Source organism: Pseudomonas sp. AA-38 (assembly GCF_029457475.1).
Taxonomy (GTDB): Bacteria; Pseudomonadota; Gammaproteobacteria; order Pseudomonadales; family Pseudomonadaceae; genus Aquipseudomonas.
On the sequence record NZ_CP120359.1, the window covers coordinates 3501707 to 3519416 of the forward strand.

General features: G+C 61.7%; 19 protein-coding genes and 2 pseudogenes. 11 read left to right on the forward strand and 10 right to left on the reverse strand.

What is annotated here, in order from left to right; genetic code table 11:
• Window positions 1–13: 13 nt before the first annotated feature.
• From cls to PVE35_RS16135, 5 genes and pseudogenes are all read right to left on the reverse strand, one after another.
• Entirely contained in the window at window positions 14–1444 is a 1431-nt protein-coding gene (gene cls / locus PVE35_RS16115) for a cardiolipin synthase (RefSeq protein ID WP_003116636.1), read from the reverse strand.
• 17 nt (window positions 1445–1461) lie between these two features.
• On the reverse strand, window positions 1462–4311 hold the full coding sequence (gene clpK, locus PVE35_RS16120) for a heat shock survival AAA family ATPase ClpK (protein WP_128689436.1): 2850 nt from the start codon (window positions 4309–4311) through the stop codon (window positions 1462–1464).
• A gap of 105 nt (window positions 4312–4416) precedes the next feature.
• Window positions 4417–4986, reverse strand: a complete 570-nt coding sequence (gene hsp20, locus PVE35_RS16125; protein WP_003116634.1) for a small heat shock protein sHSP20 — start codon at window positions 4984–4986, stop codon at window positions 4417–4419.
• 34 nt (window positions 4987–5020) lie between these two features.
• Window positions 5021–5301, reverse strand: a pseudogene (locus tag PVE35_RS16130) (helix-turn-helix domain-containing protein).
• A gap of 223 nt (window positions 5302–5524) precedes the next feature.
• Window positions 5525–5788, reverse strand: coding sequence for a hypothetical protein (locus tag PVE35_RS16135; RefSeq protein WP_003116633.1), 264 nt, complete (start codon window positions 5786–5788; stop codon window positions 5525–5527).
• Window positions 5789–5802: 14 nt separating this feature from the next.
• On the opposite strand from PVE35_RS16135, the gene PVE35_RS16140 reads away from it, so the two are divergent.
• The 3 genes and pseudogenes from PVE35_RS16140 to PVE35_RS16150 all read left to right on the forward strand — a co-directional run bounded on the left by PVE35_RS16140 (window position 5803) and on the right by PVE35_RS16150 (window position 7703).
• Window positions 5803–6066 carry a transposase gene (locus PVE35_RS16140; RefSeq protein ID WP_001446199.1) on the forward strand — a complete coding sequence of 88 codons (264 nt, stop codon included), beginning with the start codon at window positions 5803–5805 and terminating at the stop codon, window positions 6064–6066.
• A pseudogene (locus PVE35_RS16145) lies at window positions 6023–6187 on the forward strand (transposase domain-containing protein); the annotation flags it as partial. The gene PVE35_RS16140 and the pseudogene PVE35_RS16145, both read left to right, overlap by 44 nt.
• Before the next feature lie 157 nt (window positions 6188–6344).
• Window positions 6345–7703 carry a DUF4041 domain-containing protein gene (locus PVE35_RS16150; RefSeq protein WP_003119948.1) on the forward strand — a complete coding sequence of 453 codons (1359 nt, stop codon included), beginning with the start codon at window positions 6345–6347 and terminating at the stop codon, window positions 7701–7703.
• 129 nt (window positions 7704–7832) lie between these two features.
• On the opposite strand, the gene PVE35_RS16155 is transcribed toward PVE35_RS16150, so the two are convergent.
• The 4 genes from PVE35_RS16155 to PVE35_RS16170 are packed head-to-tail and all read right to left on the reverse strand — an operon-like array spanning window position 7833 to window position 10385.
• Window positions 7833–8531 carry a TraX family protein gene (locus PVE35_RS16155; RefSeq protein ID WP_014596907.1) on the reverse strand — a complete coding sequence of 233 codons (699 nt, stop codon included), beginning with the start codon at window positions 8529–8531 and terminating at the stop codon, window positions 7833–7835.
• Entirely contained in the window at window positions 8528–8968 is a 441-nt protein-coding gene (locus tag PVE35_RS16160; protein WP_003116628.1) for a YqaA family protein, read from the reverse strand. The genes PVE35_RS16155 and PVE35_RS16160 overlap by 4 nt, the downstream gene beginning before the upstream one ends.
• A 1-nt stretch (window position 8969) precedes the next feature.
• Window positions 8970–10088 carry a nickel/cobalt efflux protein RcnA gene (locus PVE35_RS16165; RefSeq protein ID WP_003116627.1) on the reverse strand — a complete coding sequence of 373 codons (1119 nt, stop codon included), beginning with the start codon at window positions 10086–10088 and terminating at the stop codon, window positions 8970–8972.
• A gap of 9 nt (window positions 10089–10097) precedes the next feature.
• A complete protein-coding gene (locus PVE35_RS16170) occupies window positions 10098–10385 on the reverse strand; it encodes a metal-sensing transcriptional repressor (protein WP_003116626.1) in 288 nt (95 codons plus the stop codon).
• Between the two features lie 101 nt (window positions 10386–10486).
• Between PVE35_RS16170 and PVE35_RS16175 the strand changes: the two genes are divergently transcribed.
• The 3 genes from PVE35_RS16175 to PVE35_RS16185 are packed head-to-tail and all read left to right on the forward strand — an operon-like array spanning window position 10487 to window position 12287.
• Entirely contained in the window at window positions 10487–10828 is a 342-nt protein-coding gene (locus PVE35_RS16175) for a hypothetical protein (RefSeq protein ID WP_124209411.1), read from the forward strand.
• Between the two features lie 56 nt (window positions 10829–10884).
• Window positions 10885–11610, forward strand: coding sequence for a HupE/UreJ family protein (locus tag PVE35_RS16180; RefSeq protein ID WP_003119946.1), 726 nt, complete (start codon window positions 10885–10887; stop codon window positions 11608–11610).
• Between the two features lie 11 nt (window positions 11611–11621).
• Entirely contained in the window at window positions 11622–12287 is a 666-nt protein-coding gene (locus PVE35_RS16185; protein ID WP_003116624.1) for a hypothetical protein, read from the forward strand.
• A 52-nt stretch (window positions 12288–12339) separates the two neighbouring features.
• Here the strand turns inward: PVE35_RS16185 and znuA are convergent, their stop codons facing one another.
• Complete coding sequence (gene znuA / locus PVE35_RS16190; RefSeq protein ID WP_277372379.1) at window positions 12340–13311, reverse strand: zinc ABC transporter substrate-binding protein ZnuA; 972 nt, start codon at window positions 13309–13311, stop codon at window positions 12340–12342.
• A gap of 356 nt (window positions 13312–13667) precedes the next feature.
• On the opposite strand from znuA, the gene PVE35_RS16195 reads away from it, so the two are divergent.
• Genes PVE35_RS16195 through PVE35_RS16215 form a run of 5 tightly spaced genes read left to right on the forward strand, consistent with a single transcriptional unit; the run spans window position 13668 to window position 17700 of the window.
• Window positions 13668–15659 (forward strand): conjugal transfer protein TraG, encoded by a 1992-nt coding sequence (locus tag PVE35_RS16195; protein WP_277372380.1) that lies wholly within the window; start codon window positions 13668–13670, stop codon window positions 15657–15659.
• Window positions 15656–16090, forward strand: coding sequence for a CopG family transcriptional regulator (locus PVE35_RS16200; protein WP_277372381.1), 435 nt, complete (start codon window positions 15656–15658; stop codon window positions 16088–16090). The genes PVE35_RS16195 and PVE35_RS16200 overlap by 4 nt, the downstream gene beginning before the upstream one ends.
• A 59-nt stretch (window positions 16091–16149) precedes the next feature.
• Window positions 16150–17118, forward strand: a complete 969-nt coding sequence (trbB, locus tag PVE35_RS16205; RefSeq protein ID WP_277374900.1) for a P-type conjugative transfer ATPase TrbB — start codon at window positions 16150–16152, stop codon at window positions 17116–17118.
• 25 nt (window positions 17119–17143) lie between these two features.
• Window positions 17144–17431, forward strand: a complete 288-nt coding sequence (locus PVE35_RS16210) for a TrbC/VirB2 family protein (RefSeq protein WP_266208602.1) — start codon at window positions 17144–17146, stop codon at window positions 17429–17431.
• Window positions 17428–17700 carry a VirB3 family type IV secretion system protein gene (locus PVE35_RS16215; RefSeq protein ID WP_013791229.1) on the forward strand — a complete coding sequence of 91 codons (273 nt, stop codon included), beginning with the start codon at window positions 17428–17430 and terminating at the stop codon, window positions 17698–17700. The genes PVE35_RS16210 and PVE35_RS16215 overlap by 4 nt, the downstream gene beginning before the upstream one ends.
• Window positions 17701–17710: the final 10 nt, after the last annotated feature.

The following is a 17710-nucleotide window of genomic DNA, read 5'->3' on the forward strand; positions in this document are numbered from 1 at the left end:
CGACAAACTGTCGTTAGAGAATGGGTGTGAACAGGCGTGCCAAGCCATCGCGCAATCGCACCGCCAGCGGGCGCTCCCGCAGCATCCTGGGCAACACCGGTACCGATGCATTGCGGACCCCGTCGAACAGCGCCTCCAGCTGCGTGCACAGTGCAGTGTCATAGACTTCAACGTTGAACTCGAAGTTGAGCCGTAGGCTGCGCGCGTCCCAGTTGGCTGACCCCAGGCAGCACCAGAGACCATCGACCAGCATCAATTTGGTGTGATCGAAAGGCCCGGGTCGCTCAAAAATGCGGGCACCATGTTCCATCACCTGCCAGTAATGGGCGCGCGCGGCCCACTGCACGCCCGGGTGATCACCATTGGCAGGCGTCAGCACCTCGATGCGTACCCCCCGCAAAGCGGCTGTGTTCAAGGCGGCGATGATTGGCTGATCGGGCACGAAGTAAGGCGTCCAGATGCGCACCGAATGTCGCGCCGCGCTCAGCGCGCCCGTGAAGATCCACCGCATGCGGTCCAGGGTTTCATCGGGACCGGCCTCGATGCCTCGCGCCAGACTGCCTCCAGCCTCCTCGACTGACATGGGCTCATTGGCCCAGAAACGCTCATCGAGCTGCTCGCCCGTGGTGTCGCACCAATCCTTGGTGAAACAGTGCATGAGCTGCACCACTACCGGCCCTCGCAGCCGAAAATGCAGATCACGAAAAGCCTGCGCGGGTGCATCGGGCTGCCAATAGGGACAGGCGATGTTCATGCCGCCGGTGAAGCCCAACGCGCCGTCGATCACCAGCAGCTTGCGGTGGTTGCGCAGGTGCACTGCATGCAGACGGGCAGGGATCAGCGTCGGGTTGAAAGCGGCAACCGTCACGCCGCAACGCTGCAATCGCTTGTAGGCGCTGTGACGCGCCCATCGGGCGTAGACATCGTCGATCAACACCCGTACCTGTACGCCACGCGCACGCGCCCGGTTCAGGGCATCGACGAACTGCTCGCCGATACCCACGCCGTCAAAGATGTAGGAGGCCAGCACGATGCTGTGTCGGGCCGACTCGATGGCGGCGAGCATGGTCGGGTAGGCCTGTTCGCCACCCACCAACGGATCGATACGGTTGCCACGCGTCAGCGGCTGGCCAGTGGTGCGGCCGACCAATGCAGCCAGACCGGCAAGCGCCGCCGGCTGCGCGTCGTCTCCCTGCGCCGGGCCGGTCGCCCGGGTTGGATGGCTGGCGCTCGGGTAAAGCCGTCGTGCCCGTCGCTGGTAGCGGTTGATGCCGAACAGCAGGTACAACAGCGATCCGAGCAGCGGCAGCATCCCGATCAGCAGCACCCAGAGCGTGGCCGACCGCGGATCACGCTTGTAGACGACCGCGTGACCCGCGGCCACGACCGCCACCGCGATCGAGGCCAGGGAGGCTGCCCATGCCAGGCCGATGGGATCGGACACGGCAGCCTCTCCCAACATTAAGACGCGTCGCTCGCCGACTTCTTCTTGCGCGAGCCCTTACCCGCGTCGCCATGCGGCGCCTCGGCCGCCTTCGCGGCATCCGGCTGCTCTGGCTCGGCCGGAGTCTGCGGTGACTCATGACGTTCGAACACCACGCGTTCGGCCTTGTCGTCCCAGCGTGCGCTGGCGTGATCGCCCTTGCCGATTCCGCCGCCGAGCATCTCGCGTGCCAGCGCGGTTTCCAGCTCGCTGCGGATCAGGCGCTTGAGTTCACGCGCACCGAACTCGGGCTTGTAGCCTTCTTCCGCGAAATGATCGATCAGCGTCTGATCGAAGGTGAGCGTCACGCCCTGGCTGGCGGCGCTGCGTGCCACGCGATCGAGCTGCAGGCCGACGATGTGGCGAATCTCCTCCTTGCCCAGCGCATGGAAGACGATGATCTCGTCGATGCGGTTGATGAACTCGGGACGGAAGTGGCTGCGCAGCACGTCCATCACCTCGGCCTTGGTCTTTTCGTACTCCTCGCCGGCCGCCCCGCGCGCCTTCAGCCGCCGCTGGATGATGTCCGAACCCAGGTTGGACGTGGCGATGATGATGGTGTTGGTGAAATCTACCACCCGGCCCTTGCCGTCGGTGAGGCGGCCGTCATCGAACACCTGCAGCAGGATGTTGTAGACGTCGGGGTGTGCCTTCTCGATCTCGTCGAGCAGCAGCACGCTGTAGGGCTTGCGCCGCACCTTCTCGGTGAGCTGACCGCCTTCGTCGTAACCGACATAGCCCGGAGGCGCGCCCACCAGCCGCGCCACGGTGTGGCGTTCACCATATTCCGACATGTCGATGCGCAACAGGGCGTGCTCATCGCCGTAGATCGATTCGGCCAATGCCTTGGCGAGCTCGGTCTTGCCCACCCCGGTCGGGCCCAGGAACAGGAAGGTAGCCACCGGTTTGCTGCCTTCGCGCAGACCGGCGCGAGACAGCCGCACGGCATCGGCCACGGCACGGACCGCCTCGTCTTGTCCCACCAGACGCTCGTGCAGCCGTTGCTCCAAGTGCAGCAGCTTTTCGCGCTCTTCCACCGTCAACTCGTTGACCGGGATACCGGTCAGGCGCGAAACGATCTGGGCCACATGTTCCGCCTTGACTTCGGCACTGCCGGAGGCCCGCTCCCGCTCCCAGTCCTCGATCAGTTTCTTGAGCTCGGCCTCCTTGGCTTCGATGCGCTTGCCGAGCTCTGCGGCCTTGTCGTACTGCTTGCGCGCGGCCACGTAATCCTGTTCACGCCGCAGCTGGTGCAGTTCGGACTCCAGCTCCTGCACGGCCACCGGCCGGGCCGTGGCCGACAGCTTCACGCGCGCGGCCGCCTGGTCGAGCAGGTCGATGGCCTTGTCGGGCAGGAAGCGGGCGGTGATGTAGCGGTCGGACAACTCAGCCGCCGCGATGATCGCGTCCTCAGAGATGCTGACCTTGTGGTGCGCCTCGAAGGTGTCGCGCAGGCCGCGCAGAATCATGATGGCCTGTGCCACTGTCGGCTCGGGCACCGTCACCGGCTGGAAGCGACGCTCCAGCGCGGCATCCTTCTCGATGTATTTCTGGTACTCGTTGAGCGTGGTGGCGCCGATCAGGTTCAGTTCGCCGCGCGCCATCATCGGTTTGAACACGTTGGCCACGTCCAGCCCGCCTTCGCCACCGCCCTGGCCGGCGCCAACGATGGTGTGTACCTCGTCGATGAACAGGATCAGCTCGCCCTGGTGCTCGGAGATTTCCTTCAGCACCTTCTGCACGCGCTCCTCGAACTCGCCCCGGTACTTGGCGCCAGCCACCATTGCGTTGATGTTGAGTTCCACCAGGCGCTTGTCGCGCAACGTCTCGGGCACTTCGCCCGCCACCATGCGCTGCGCCAGCCCCTCGACGATGGCGGTCTTGCCCACGCCCGGCTCGCCGATCAGCACCGGGTTGTTCTTCTTGCGCCGGGCCAGCACCTCGATGGTGGTCTCGATCTCCTGCGCGCGGCCGATCACCGGGTCGAGCTTGCCGTCGCGCGCCATCTTGGTCAGGTCACGCGAGTACTTGTCGAGTTCCGGCGTGTTGGTCGGCGTCTCGGCGCGACCATCCTCGGCGCCCTTGCCGACCACCTTGCTGACCTGTTGGCGCAGCGCCTGCGGCGTCAGGCCGTAGCGGCGCAGCAGGTTGGCGGCCAGACCTTCGCCTTCCTCGGCCAGACCGACCAGGAAGTGCTCCGGACCGACATAGGAATGGCCGAGTTCATTGGAGGCCACGAAGGCGCGGCTGAGCGCATCCTTCACGCGGGGCGACACGCCGATCTCGCCCTCGAATGGCTTGTCTCCGCGCTTGGCCTCGGACTCGATCTGCCGCTTGAGGTCATCGACCTTGATCTTGAACTGACCCAGGATGGTCTTGACCACGTCGCTGTCGGCCAGCGCCAGCAGCAGATGTTCGGTATCCACCTCGGAGCGGCCAAATTCGGCAGCGTGTTTGGCGGCCTCCTGCAGCAGGGCTTCCGACTGTTCGCTGATGCGGCTGGCCAAACCACTGCCGCGACGGCGCGGCGCACCCGAACCTGCGGCGGCGGGCTCGCCGAACGAGGCATCGACCACGTCATCGGTATCGGCGGCAACGGGCGTCGCGTCGTCGCCGATGCGGAAGAAATCACTGCCGAGGAAGTCCTCGAACAGGCCGCTGCGCGAGCCGAACAAGGCTTCCAGCGGCGAGACGGTGCGCTTTTGCTGGCGCACCAGTTGGCGGTAATGGTCGTCACACAACAGCATGGTGCTGTGACGCCCGTTGAGATTGGCTTCCACCCGCACGGTGGCGGGTTGGCCGCAGACCTGGCATTGTTTTCTGGCCATGCTGATGCTCCTGAGAAGGTTGACAAGGTTGAGGCGACGAGGCATCGCGAGTCGCGACACCTCGTCTCGTGCCGGGTTTTTCTTGTGACGAACGAGCCGGCGACGTCAGCTGTTGATCGCGATCGAACGTCCCTGCTTCGGCGCGCTGACCTCGCGCTTGTCGATCGTGACCGTGAGCACCCCGTTCTTGAACGATGCCTTGATCGAATCCTGGTTGGCGTCGTCAGGCAGGTTCAAGGCGCGCTGAAAGCTGCCGTAGGAGCGCTCCACACGGTGGAAGCCACCTTCCTTCTTCTCTTGTTCCTGGCGCTTCTCGCCATGCACCACCAGCACATCGTCGTTGAGGGTGATCTGGATGTCCTTCTCCTCGACACCGGGCACTTCCAGGGCAATCTTGTACTGCTTGTCGGTTTCCTGGATATCCAGGGCCGGCTTCAGCATGCCCGACCAATCGGATGGCAGCCGCGGCATGGCCAGCGCCGGAAAACCGAAGCCCCGGAACGCGTCATCGAACAGCCGGTCGATCTCGCGATGCAGTTGCAGGATCGGGCTGACTGGCCCGCTCGCCGCTGGCAGGTCATTGCGCTGCACCGGCAGGGAAGAGGCGGTCTGCTGCTCTTGCTGCTCGTTCTTGAACCAGTTCCAGGGAGCCAACTTCTTGAAATCAATGTCCATGTCATACCTCCAGAAAAATTGAAAAACGAGTTACTCAAGCCCTTTGCCTGCTGCGACGGGCAGTGCGCCCAGGCGACACGGGCTGCTCGGATGACTGCTGCTGTTCACGCTTGCGCATCACCTCCTTCTTTGCTCCGGCTCGGGTCTGATCATTGATCCACTGATCGATTTCACTTTGACGAAACCGCCACGTCCCGCCCACCTTGAAAGCCGGAATTTCCCCGTGCGCGCGAGCCGATAAAGCGTCCGCTTGCCGACTTTCAAGTACGCAGCCAATTCATCGAGCGTGAAAATCACCTGTAGGTGCGCTTTCATCTCACCCTCTCCAATCGCGTCGCTTTGCGGTTCCGGCCAAGGAAATCCTTACAAGACTTTGCAAGATATTGCGCCTACCAGGACAAACATCAAGAGTCAATGTACAGCGATCTCCCGCCCCATTGATGCAGGTCAACTGCTCAGGCAAGGCGCAGCGGGGCGGCCTGATCAGGCCATGGACAGCGCCTGGCTCGTCAGCCTGCGTGTGCCACAGGCGCCTCGATCAAACACCGATCCTCACGTTGTAGCCGAGTGCCCGCAGCCCCTTGCTCGTCTGCATGTTCCTTGGCGGAAACTCGTCTGGGCGCGCCCAGCCGACGATTTCCCCGAGGCTGCTCAGGCCAACGTGCGGAATTGCCCAGTCGTCGCTGCGGATCGCGTTCCAGAGTCGGGCCGAAACACTTCCGTTGCCCCAGACAACGTAGTTCAACAGTATCCGTCCGGCCAACACACCTTCCCGACACCGCCGCCGAAGGCCATGGCCCATCAAGCGGATTTTCCATGCCCCCTCAGCGCCGTACCTACAGCAAATCTTTCAAGGCCCAGGTCATTCAGGAGTGTTCTGAACCCGGTGCCTCCATCGCAAACATCGCCTTGGGCTACAGCCTCAATGCCAACCTCGTCCACAAATGGATTCGGCTGCATACCCAGAAAACCACGGCTATCCAGCCAGCGTTCATCCCGTTGCCTTCTCAAATGCTCGGCGCGGGATCGCATGCTCAAGTGCGCTGCTGCGATCATGAGTTTGATCCAGTCGGCCCGTAATAATGGGCACGATCCGTATGCCTATCTCAAGGATGTGCTGACACGGTTGCCGACGCAGCGGGCGCCTCAGACTAACAATGCCACCCCTGCGTCGCTGCGCTCCGACTGCCTGTCCGAATGATCGTGGAACAGGTGTCCGGATCAGCGTGGGCTGAGTGTCCGAATGGCGTGGAATCCGCACTTCTTCAGCGGCCAATACAGTTCGGCTGGGCTATAAAGACTCCCAGGTTGGCGTCCAGAGCCAAGCAACAATTTGATCTACACGAGGAAGGAACCACATGGCCCTTAGTGACTATTGGAAGGGACCTGAGCACCGGAGGCGGGCCGATGATCTTGACCTGCAACTGACTGACCTTCAGGCGCGCTATCAGCAACTTCAGGCACTCACCAGGCAGATCGGCGCCATGGAAGTCGTAGAGGTCAAAAATCTGATCGCTCAGGAGAAAAGAAAGCTGGCGGCCGTGCACCAGGAGGTTCAGCGAGCTGAGCAAGATGCAGCTGCGCTCGCGCAACGCTCCTCTGACTTGCAGAGGGAGATCCTCGTCTGGGAAGAGACACTGCTTCTTGAAAGCTTTGCGCTCTACGAGCCCAAGTTCAAGTTGAACTCCAGCCATGAGTACAAAGCCCGACTGGTCGGGGTTCGCGAGCAGCAGAAAGCCTTAATCAAAAGTGGAACGGCAGCGAGTGGAAACACTAACTGGGAGGTGAATGGGAGCAAGGTAGAAGGTCGGAAGCTGGTCAACGACATGATCAAGTTGGTGCTCCGATCATTCAACAATGAAGCTGACTACTGCGTCGACAATGTAAAATTCGACAACGTAGAGCTGGGCGAAAAGCGCATTCTGAAGTCCTTCGAAACCTGCAACCGTCTCGGCAGAGTGATGTCCGTTGAGCTATCTCGGAAGTACCTGAGCCTCAAGATTGACGAACTGCACCTTGCCCATGAGTTTCAGGTTAAGAAGCAAGAGGAAAAGGAAGATGCCAAGCGCGCCCGAGAAGAGCTGCGGGAACAGCAGAAGCTAGAGCAGGAGATTCGCGCCGCTCGGGAGAAGATCGCTAAGGAGCGCAAACACTTCGCGACCGCAATGCGCGAGCTACAGGCTCGCTTGGAAAAGGCACAATCGGAGGAGGAACGCGCGCCGCTTGTGGCCAAGTTGGCAGAGATTGAAGCAGGTCGCGCTGCGCTGGAAAGCGAAGAGAAACTTATCGACTATCGCGAACAGAACGCCAAAGCTGGCTACGTTTATGTGATCTCCAACGTCGGAGCATTCGGGGAAGGAATTTACAAGATCGGTATGACCCGCCGCCTGGAGCCAATGGATCGCGTCGATGAGTTAGGTGATGCGTCGGTGCCATTCTGGTTTGACGTACATGCGATGGTTTTCTCGGATAACGCCCCAGCATTGGAAGCAAAGCTTCATGAACGTTTTGCGGCCGGTCGGTTAAATAAGGTTAACGGGCGCAAGGAGTTCTTCCGCGCCGACATTGCTGAAATAGAGGCGGTCATTCGAGAAAACTACGATGCTGCTGTCGAGGTCACTCACGAAGCTCCAGCAGAGCAGTATCGAGAGAGCCTACGGATGGAATCACCCAAGGCTACAGTTCAGCAATTAGAACCAGCTGCAGCACAGAGCTGAATCCCCGGTTTCGTAGGTACCTTCAAGCCTTAAATGGAAGTCCTCTAAGTCTCTGCATGATCGGCCGCTTCTGGCCGAAAGCAGAGGATACGGCAGGTTGCAATCGGCCAGAAGCGGACAAACGCCCTTTCAGGGGCTCACCAGGTATATGGCTGCCAGGTGACCTGGATAGAACCAGTATCCCCATCGTCCAACAGGCCAAGGACGGAGAGAGCTGGATTGCCGCAACAGGGCAAGGCCAAATGGCGCAGCGGCACCAGCCATAACGAACATCGCCACCGTCTCCGGTGTGACCCCCCAGCCTTCCAACCAGCGATTACGACTGTTGGCCAGAATGGCTAGTACGGCAGGCAGCCACCACCAACGCATGCCTCGCAGCCCAAGCATAAAGGCAGCAGGCAAAATCACACCGACTAAGCCGTACATCAGTTGATGATGGAAAAGTATCGCAAGGACCAGCGCTCCAGTAGCCAGTAGCAGGCTGTTCCGGTCCGCGTGATGGACGCCCCAAGCGACCAGCAGACCAAGTAACAAAGTCGGCATCACGTTGAGCGTCGCACTTTCCGGTGAGAGTTCACGGTACGGCAATTCCGAAATCAGGGAGAACACCAGCAACCAGCCGAGGTAGCGCGCATTTCCTTCGCTGAATAGTTCGCCGGGGCGGGTTCTGGTGACGTTGGCTGCGATGCTCAGACAGAACAACGGAAAAGCGAGACGACCTATGATGAACAGGCCGTAAGCGTCAGGCCACAAATAGCGCAGGTGGTCGATCAGCATGCTGAACATGGCCAACCACTTGACCAGATCGAGCCCCGCATCGCGCCTCATCCCAACACCCCGAACGCCAACGCCGCCAGCGCCAGGTAACGCCCCGCCTTGGCCACCAGTACGATCAGCAGAAAGCTCCAGAACGGCTCACGCAGCATGCCGGCAATAACGGTCAACGGGTCGCCAATGATCGGCGCCCAGCTTAGCAGCAGTGACCAGCGCCCATAGCGGTGGTAGGCCCGCTGAGCACGTAGCAACTTGTCATCCGCTACCGGGAACCAGCGTTTATGGCGGAAGTGCTCGATGTAGCGCCCCAGTAGCCAGTTGATGATCGAGCCAAGTACGTTGCCAACCGTAGCCACTACCAGCAACAAGGCCGGAGATTGCTTGCCTGCCAGCAGCAAGCTGGTCAACACCGCTTCGGACTGCATTGGCAGCAGAGTGGCGGCCCCAAAGGCTGCGACGAACAACCCCAGGTAGGCTGAGAAGTCCCACATTTCAGGTATTCAACCCTGCCCACCCGTGCAGGCCGACATAGATGCCCACTCCGATGATCAGCAGGCTGGACAGGTACGGAGCGCGGCGCGCTACCGCACCCAACCAGGGCCAGCGGTTGGAGGCATGACGCGTGCCAATGGCTGCCGCTACACCCACAGCCACCAGGGTCAAGGCCAAACCGACACTGAAGCTGAGCACCAACACCGCACCAAGCGTGACTTCCTTGACCTGTAGGCAGAGCAGTAGCACGGTGATAGCCGCAGGACAGGGAATCAGTCCTCCCGTCAGGCCGAAGAGAATGACCTGCCCAGTACTCACGTTGCGGCTGGAGAATCGCCGACGAATATCGTTGGCATGGGCTCGCTCATGGGCGTCCTGATAGCCATCCAGTGACAGCTCCAAGCCGTCCAGGTCTGCATGGGCATGTTCATGAAACGCCAGGTCATAGTCGTGGGAGTGGCCACCATGACCGAGGCTCAATCGCACGTCGAATTCGTGCGGTTCTGGGATCTCATCCACGGACTCCAAATAGCCATCGCGCTCGGTAAAAGCGAAGCGCCGCATGCGGCCGTTGGCGCGGGTCGTCTGTAGCCAGGCATCTGTGGCCTTCCAGGGCTGACCGCTGATCGTACGTAATCGCCAACGCGGAGCGACACCTTCCTCGAAAATTGACAGCTCGATGCGCCCGTGACCGGTGTCGATACGTCGCGTTTCGTCGTGCGCATGGTCATGCGAGTGAGGATGATCACCTTCCTGTTCGAAGCGCCACATCTGCTCTCCACGCCAGGTGCGCCAGAGCATCCACAGGGCGATGCCGATGATCAGAACCGCCGAGGCTAGCTGGAAGTATGGCTCGGTCGTCTGGGCGTCGAGGTTTTGACCCAGATACATACCGCCGATGGCAACCAGCCAGACCACCGCTGTATGCGAGGCCGTCGCAGCCAGACCCAATAGGATGGCCTGACGGACAGAGCCACGGATCGCCACGATGAACGCCGCCATCATGGTTTTCGAGTGCCCAGGTTCCAGGCCGTGCAGGGCACCTAGCAGGATGGCGGTGGGAACATACAGCCAAGCCTGGCTGGCCCCCTGTTGCAAGAGTTCGGCAAAGGACGACATGGCGGGGGCTCAGAGGTACTTGGTGATCTGCTTGAATTCTTCAAGTGGCGCCCGCTCACCGTTGGTGAGAGCGCCGACCGTGTGCTCCAGGCAGTGGTCGATGTGATCCTGAATCAGCGTGCGTTTGGCCTGACACACCGCTTTCTCAACCGCATGCAGTTGCTGGGCAATGTCAACGCACGCGCGTCCATCTTCGATCATGCCAACAATGCTGCGCAGATGGCCTTCGGCACGCTTCAACCTTTTGATGATTTCCTTATGACTTTGGTGCTGATGTTCGTGTTCGTGCTTGCTCATCGCGGAGCCTCGTGCAAGGATAATCGCCATCGCATCCTATCCCCCTGGGGGGGATGCGTCAAACCAGGCAATCCTCCTGTCGAGTCGCAATCAGTCCGTCGATGCTGAGCCAAATTGCTACATGCCGATTTCTTTCCGCTCTGGCACTACTGTCGATGTTGCTGTGGGCGGGGCATGCGTTTTCCGGCTACGGAAAAATTGCGCAAGTGGGCACCATCTCTCATCAGCACAGCCATGATGAGGACCTGAGCGAACAAGATTTTCAGCTCTGGGGAGACCATCAGCACTCGTCGTTGATGGCCGACCATGTCCATGAAACCCCGCACCTCTCGGCCTGGCTGCCGACGCCTCAATACCTAGCGGCGGAGCAGCCATTGACTGCCGGCCCACTGCGCTTGCCCAGTGGCCACAGCACGCGGATAGAACGTCCCCCTCGATTCTGAGTATCTCTTCGACTCTGGCCCTCGTGGCCCAGACTTCATCAACTCAGGATCTACCTATGCATTCGCTATCTCTTCGCGGTAATGGCGCCTTGCGCCGACCGTTCCTGCTCCCCCTATTGGCATTCGTTCTGTTGCTGATAGGCATGCCAGAGGCTCTTGCCCATGGTGTTCCCGAAGGCGACAAAGGCTTCATCCAGGAAAGCACAGGGGTGTTGCTGGTGCCGTTCGTGTACATGGGCGCCAAGCACATGATCACCGGCTACGATCACCTGCTGTTCCTGTTCGGGGTGATCTTCTTCCTCTACCGCCTGAAGGACGTGGGGCTGTATGTCACGCTGTTCGCGGTCGGCCACTCGATCACTTTGCTGTTCGGAGTGCTAAGCAGCATCAGCATCAGCCCCTACGTGATCGACGCCATCATCGGCTTTTCGGTGGTGTACAAGGCACTGGATAACCTGGGTGCCTTTCAGCGCTGGTTTGGCTATCAGCCCGATACCCGTGCGGCCACGCTGATATTCGGCCTGCTGCATGGCTTCGGCCTGGCGACCAAGATTCAGGAGTTCGAAATCTCGCCGGATGGCCTGATCGCCAACCTGATCGCCTTCAATGTCGGCGTCGAGATCGGTCAACTGCTGGCCCTCGGCACCATCCTCATTCTGATGGGCTACTGGCGGCGTACCGCCAGCTTCTGGCGCCATGCCTATACCGCCAACGTTGCCATGATGAGCGCCGGTTTCCTGCTGATGGGTTACCAGCTCACCGGCCTGATCGTCTCTCAGTAAGGAATTTCCATATGTTCAATAGCAAAGCCCCAAGCCTCAACGAACTGCCGAGCAGTCAGCAGTTGCTGCGCTCCACCGTCATTGCCCTGATTGTCGCCATCGTCCTGTTGGTCACCGTGGTGATGCCTTCGGAATATGCCATCGACCCGACTGGTGCGGGACGCATGCTGGGCCTCACTCAGATGGGCGAGATCAAGCAGCAGCTGGCCGAAGAGGCCGCTGCCGAGGTCGCCGCGCTGGTCGTGCAGGCGCCTGCGGTGGTTCAGCCCAGCACGCAGCCAGCCCCCGAGGTGACAACCGAAGTTGCTCAATCGTCCGCGCCCGTAGCGCCGGCAGCGCCGGAAGTGGCAGGTCTGAAGCACGAGATGAGCATTGACTTGGCTCCCGGCCAGGGCGCCGAAATCAAGCTGGAGATGATCAAGGGCGCCAAGGTCAACTACTTCTGGACGGCCAATGGCGGCCAGGTCAACTACGACACCCACGGCGACCCCTACAACGCACCGCGCGACTTCTACCACGGGTACGGCAAAGGGCGCTTCACCCCGGAAGACAGTGGCGTTCTGGAGGCGGCTTTCGACGGCAAGCACGGCTGGTTCTGGCGTAACCGAACAGACAAGTCGGTCACCGTCACTCTGCGCACCCAAGGAGATTACATCGCCATCAAACGCGTGATCTGAAAACAAAACCGGCCCCTCATGGGGCCGGTTCTGCCAGCGTCGTGCGATGATCTTAAAGCCGCTCCAGGCAACCGGCCAGATTGCTCCCCAGCGCCTCCAGTAGACGCTCATAGCCCAACGCGTCGACCTTCACGTCATAGCCAAGCGGATCAAGCTCGGCCAGCCTTACTGGCAACCCTTCGCTGAGCGTCTGCGCCAGACGAGGCGGAATGGGCGGCTCGCTGAACACGCAGCTGGCTCCTGCCAGTTCCAAGCGCTTGCGCATATCGGCAACTTTTCTCGCACCTGGCTGAACATCGGCGCTTACAGCGAATACCCCTGCATGCCTCAGGCCGAATGCCTCCTCGAAGTAGTCGAAAGCTTCATGGAAGACGAAGAAGGGTTTGCCGGCCAACGGTTTGAGGCGATCCTCGATCTTTTCGTCCATGGCCGCCAGACGTTGATCGAATGCTGCCAGATTTGCCTGGTAGCGAGCAGCGTTCGCAGGGTCGATGCTGGACAGATCGCTCGCCATACGCGAAGCGATCTTGCGTGCATTGTCGGGATCAAGCCAGAGGTGAGCATCAAGTGCCCCTGGGCGATGTAGTTCGTCGTGCTCGCCAGCCTCTGTCCCTTCGTCATGCACATCAGTGTGCTCCTCTTCGTGCTCGTCAGCGGGTTCTTCGTCGTGCCGATGTTCTTCACCAAAGCGACGCAGGTGCAGCCCACTGATGTCCTGGACAGCCAGAGTCATTGCCCTACGGACTTCCAGAACTCTTGGCAGGAACGTTTCAAGATCCGGCCCGATCCAGTAGAGCAAGTCTGCCTCTCGCACGTTGCGAATGTCAGAAGGACGCAGTGTGAAGTGATGGGGAGATGCCCCTGGCGGCAGGAGTACACCGGGTTTGCCGACTCCGTCCTGTACGGCAGCGGCAATCAACTGGAGAGGCTTGATACTGGTCAGTACGCGGACTTCTGCAAAGGCAGGCGCAGCGAACAGCAATCCCAGCATCACGCTGGAGAAGTGGGTCAGTAAGCGGTGCATTGAGGCTATCTCGCAAGGATATCGTTACGGAATAACATATCAAAATTACTTGCAGTCTTCAGCCATCCCTGAATGACATGGCGATCTCACAGAACCCCAAAACCTTTCAATCGGGCTAGCTCCAAGGACCGCTTGTGGCCGGTTTCTGCCTGTCGCCAGGCGCAGCTTCGGATAGACATCTACCTCGTGTACACACCCTGCTGAGCTTTTCCACCGACCGCCCCAGCCTGCTGTGTTGCCCCTACCTTCTTAGTCCTCGCCGAAACGGTCTTTGACCCCTCCTCCCCCAGTACCGAACCTCTCGCCCGCGGCACATCGGCGTGCCGTGCGTTATGTCAGGGAGGTTGGATTCAGGGATGCAAGCGACGACGGTGCTGTACGGCCAGGTGCTGGTGGTGTTGGCCATTACCCTGTCCGGGGTGTGGGGTGCCACGCAGTGGACGGCTGCTGCGCTCGGTTACCAGGCTCGCCTTGGCGCGCCCTGGTTCGAGTTGCTGGGCACGCCGGTCTATCCCCCCTGGCGTCTGTTCGAGTGGTGGTTCGTCTTCGATGCCTATGCGCCGGAGGTCTTCAACGTCGGCGGCGGCATCGCCGCTTGCAGCAGCCTGCTGGCACTGGTGGTGGCCATCGGCATGGCGATCTGGCGGGCGCGCCAGGCACGACAGGTCACCACCTACGGCTCGGCGCGCTGGGCCGATGCCGATGAGGTGCGCAAGGCTGGCTTGACCCAACCAGCGGGTGTGTTCCTCGGCCAGTTCGACGATCAGTACCTACGTCACGAAGGCCCCGAGCATGTGCTGACCTTCGCGCCGACGCGCTCGGGTAAGGGCGTCGGCCTGGTGGTACCCACCCTGCTCTCCTGGCCCGCTTCGGCGGTCATCCACGACATCAAGGGCGAGAACTGGAGTCTGACCGCCGGCTGGCGTTCACGCTTCTCTCACTGCCTGCTGTTCAACCCCACCGACCTGGCCTCGGCAGCCTACAACCCACTATTGGAAGTGCGTCGCGGCGCCCATGAGGTACGCGACGTACAGAACATCGCCGACATCCTGGTCGACCCTGAGGGTGCGCTGGAGCGGCGTAATCACTGGGAGAAGACCAGCCATGCGCTGCTGGTCGGCGCCATCCTGCACGTACTCTACGCCGGCCAGGACAAGACTCTGCGCGGCGTTGCCAACTTCCTTTCCGATCCGGCCTGCACCTTCGAGCTGACCCTGCACCGGATGATGACCACGCCGCACCTGGGCGATGCACCGCATCCGGTGGTGGCCTCGGCCGCGCGGGAGGTGCTGAACAAGAGCGACAACGAGCGCTCGGGCGTGCTGTCCACTGCAATGTCGTTCCTCGGTCTGTACCGCGACCCGACAGTGGCCGAGGTCACCTCGCGCTGCGACTGGCGCATCGCCGACCTGATCTCGGCCGAGCATCCGGTGTCGCTGTACCTAGTCGTGCCGCCCTCGGATATCAGCCGCACCAAGCCACTGATCCGTCTGATCCTCAATCAGGTCGGCCGACGCCTGACCGAGTCGCTCGACGGCTCCGACGGCATCGAGCGCCGGCACAAACTGCTGCTGATGCTTGATGAGTTTCCGGCGCTGGGACGTCTGGATTTCTTCGAGACGGCCCTGGCCTTCATGGCCGGCTACGGGTTGCGCGCCTTCCTGATCTCGCAGTCGCTGAACCAGATCGACAAGGCCTACGGCCAAAACCATTCGATCCTCGACAACTGCCATGTGAGGGTGACCTTCGCCACCAACGACGAACGCACCGCCAAACGCATCTCCGAGACCCTCGGCACTGCCACCGAACTGCGCGCGCAGCGCAACTACGCCGGCCACCGTCTGGCGCCCTGGCTGGGCCATCTGATGGTGTCGCGCCAGGAAACCGCTCGTCCACTACTGACTCCAGGTGAGGTGATGCAACTGCCCAGCGACGAGGCCGTGGTGATGCTCTCAGGTCTCGCACCGATCCGCGCGAAGAAGCTGCGCTACTTCACCGACACCAACTTCCAGAGCCGGGTACTGCCGGCGCCGCGCTTGCAGCCGGGCCGCTACGCAGACGTACCAGCGACACGCCCAGACGACTGGAGCGGCCTGGCCGTGCCTGCGTCCGTTGCTGTGTCGACGACCGATCTGGACGACGACGAGACCGTCGAGGACGGCGGCCCACGCCGTCAGCCCGAACTGGCGGAACTCGCCCAGTTGCCAAATCACGACGAGCTGACCAGCGACCTGCTGTTGCTCGACGAGGACGACATTCCCGCCCCCTTCCCCACCCAGCCGGACCCACGCCTGCAACGCGTGGCGCGGCTGGCAGCCCTCGACCCTGACGATGGAATAGCCCTATGAGCCGAGCCCGCCTCAACCTATTTATCCAATCTGAGCATGCCAAGCGCCTGAACGAATTGGCGATCACCAAGGGCGTGTCGAAGTCCTCAATCATCGCCGCGGCGCTGGCCTCCTGGCTGTCGCCCGAGTCCGGCGAGCAGCGCGAGGTGGCCATGGCCAAACGCCTGGATCGCCTGTCAAGTCAGTTCGAGCGCCTGGAGCGCGACCAGCACATCCTGATCGAGACTGTGGCGCTGTATGTGCGCTACTACCTCACGGTCAGCACACCTGTACCCGAGGCTCACCAAGAAGCAGCACGCGCGCAGGGCAAGCTGCGCTTCAGCCAGTTCGTCGAGCAATTGGGGCGCCACCTGCAGCGCGGACGCAGCCTGGTCAGAGACGTGCACGAAGAGGTTCAGGCAGAGGCTCAGGTCTCGGGAGAGCGCCCATGACTGTCGCCTCTTCCCCTGTGCTGAGTGCGGCGGCAACTTCTCTGGATCGGCGCACGCGCATGTTGCGCACGGCAATGGGCCCACTGATCGCTGCCGCCCTGGACGACCCGGACGTGGTCGAGGTGATGCTCAACCCCGACGGCGCGCTCTGGCTGGATCGACTGTCCGCTGGCCGCGCCCATCTAGGCACGCTAGCGGCTGCCGATGGTGAACGGATCATCCGCCTGGTGGCTGCGCATGTCGGCCAGGAGGTACATCGCAACAAGCCTCTGCTGAGTGCAGAGTTGCCAGAGACTGGTGAGCGCTTCGAAGGTGTACTACCGCCCGTAGTGGCTGGGCCGACCTTCGCTCTGCGCAAACGCGCCGCCGGCGTCATCCCGCTACAGCAGTACGTGGCCGACGGCATTCTCAGCGCCGCGCAAGCCGAATACCTGCGCGTGGCAGTGCACGAGCGGCAGAACATCCTGGTGGCCGGCGGCACCAGCAGCGGCAAGACCACCCTGGCCAACACGCTGCTGGCCGAGGTGGCCGGCAGTGGTGACCGCGTGCTGGTGCTGGAGGACACGGTCGAACTGCAGTGTCCGGCCCTCGATCACGTTGCTCTGCGCACCAAGCCTGGCGTGGTCTCCATGGCTGATCTGGTGCGCAGCACGCAGCGTTTGCGCCCCGACCGCGTGGTGGTCGGCGAGGTGCGCGGCGGTGAGGCACTGGATCTGATCAAGGCCTGGGGCACCGGCCATCCCGGCGGTATCGCCACCATTCACGCTGGATCTGCACAGGGCGCACTGCTGCGCCTGGAGCAACTGATTCTGGAAGTCGCCTTGACCGCGCCGCGGGCGCTGATCGCCGAGGCGGTCAACCTGGTGGTGTTTCTCGCCGGGCGTGGCCGCACGCGCCATGTCCAGCAGATCGCCCGCGTCACCGGCTATGACGAGCGCGGCTATCAACTCACGTCCATCGCCCCCGCATTCATTCCTTCGCCAACCCAGGAAAACAGTCATGACTGCCTGCCATCCCCGCGTTGCTAATCGTCGTCGCCTCATCGGCGCCTTGATGCTCGGTGTCCTATGCCTGGGCGCCTCCCTGCCTGTGCTCGCAGCCGGCTCCGGCATGCCATGGGAAGGACCGCTGCAATCGATCCTTGACTCGGTACAGGGTCCGGTGGCGCGCATTATCGCAGTGATCATCATCATTACTACCGGCCTGACGCTGGCCTTCGGCGACACCAGCGGCGGCTTTCGCAAGCTGATCCAGATTGTCTTCGGCCTGTCGATTGCCTTCGCCGCGTCGTCGTTCTTCCTCAGCTTCTTCAGCTTTGCTGGCGGGGCGGTGATCGTATGAACGGCGAGCGCGACCTCATCCCCGGTTTCGAGGTGCCGCTGCACCGTTCGCTGGCCGAGCCGATTCTTCTTGGTGGCGCTCCACGCAACGTGGCGATCCTCAACGGCACTCTGGCGGCAGTGGTAGGCCTGGGCCTGCAGCTGTGGCTGCCGGGCTTGGCGCTCTGGTTGGTCGGCCACTCGCTGGCGGTGTGGGGTGCCCGCCTGGACCCGCAGTTTCTGCAGGTTTTTGCCCGGCACATCAAGCAGCCGTCGCTGCTGGATGTGTGAGGAGGCCGCC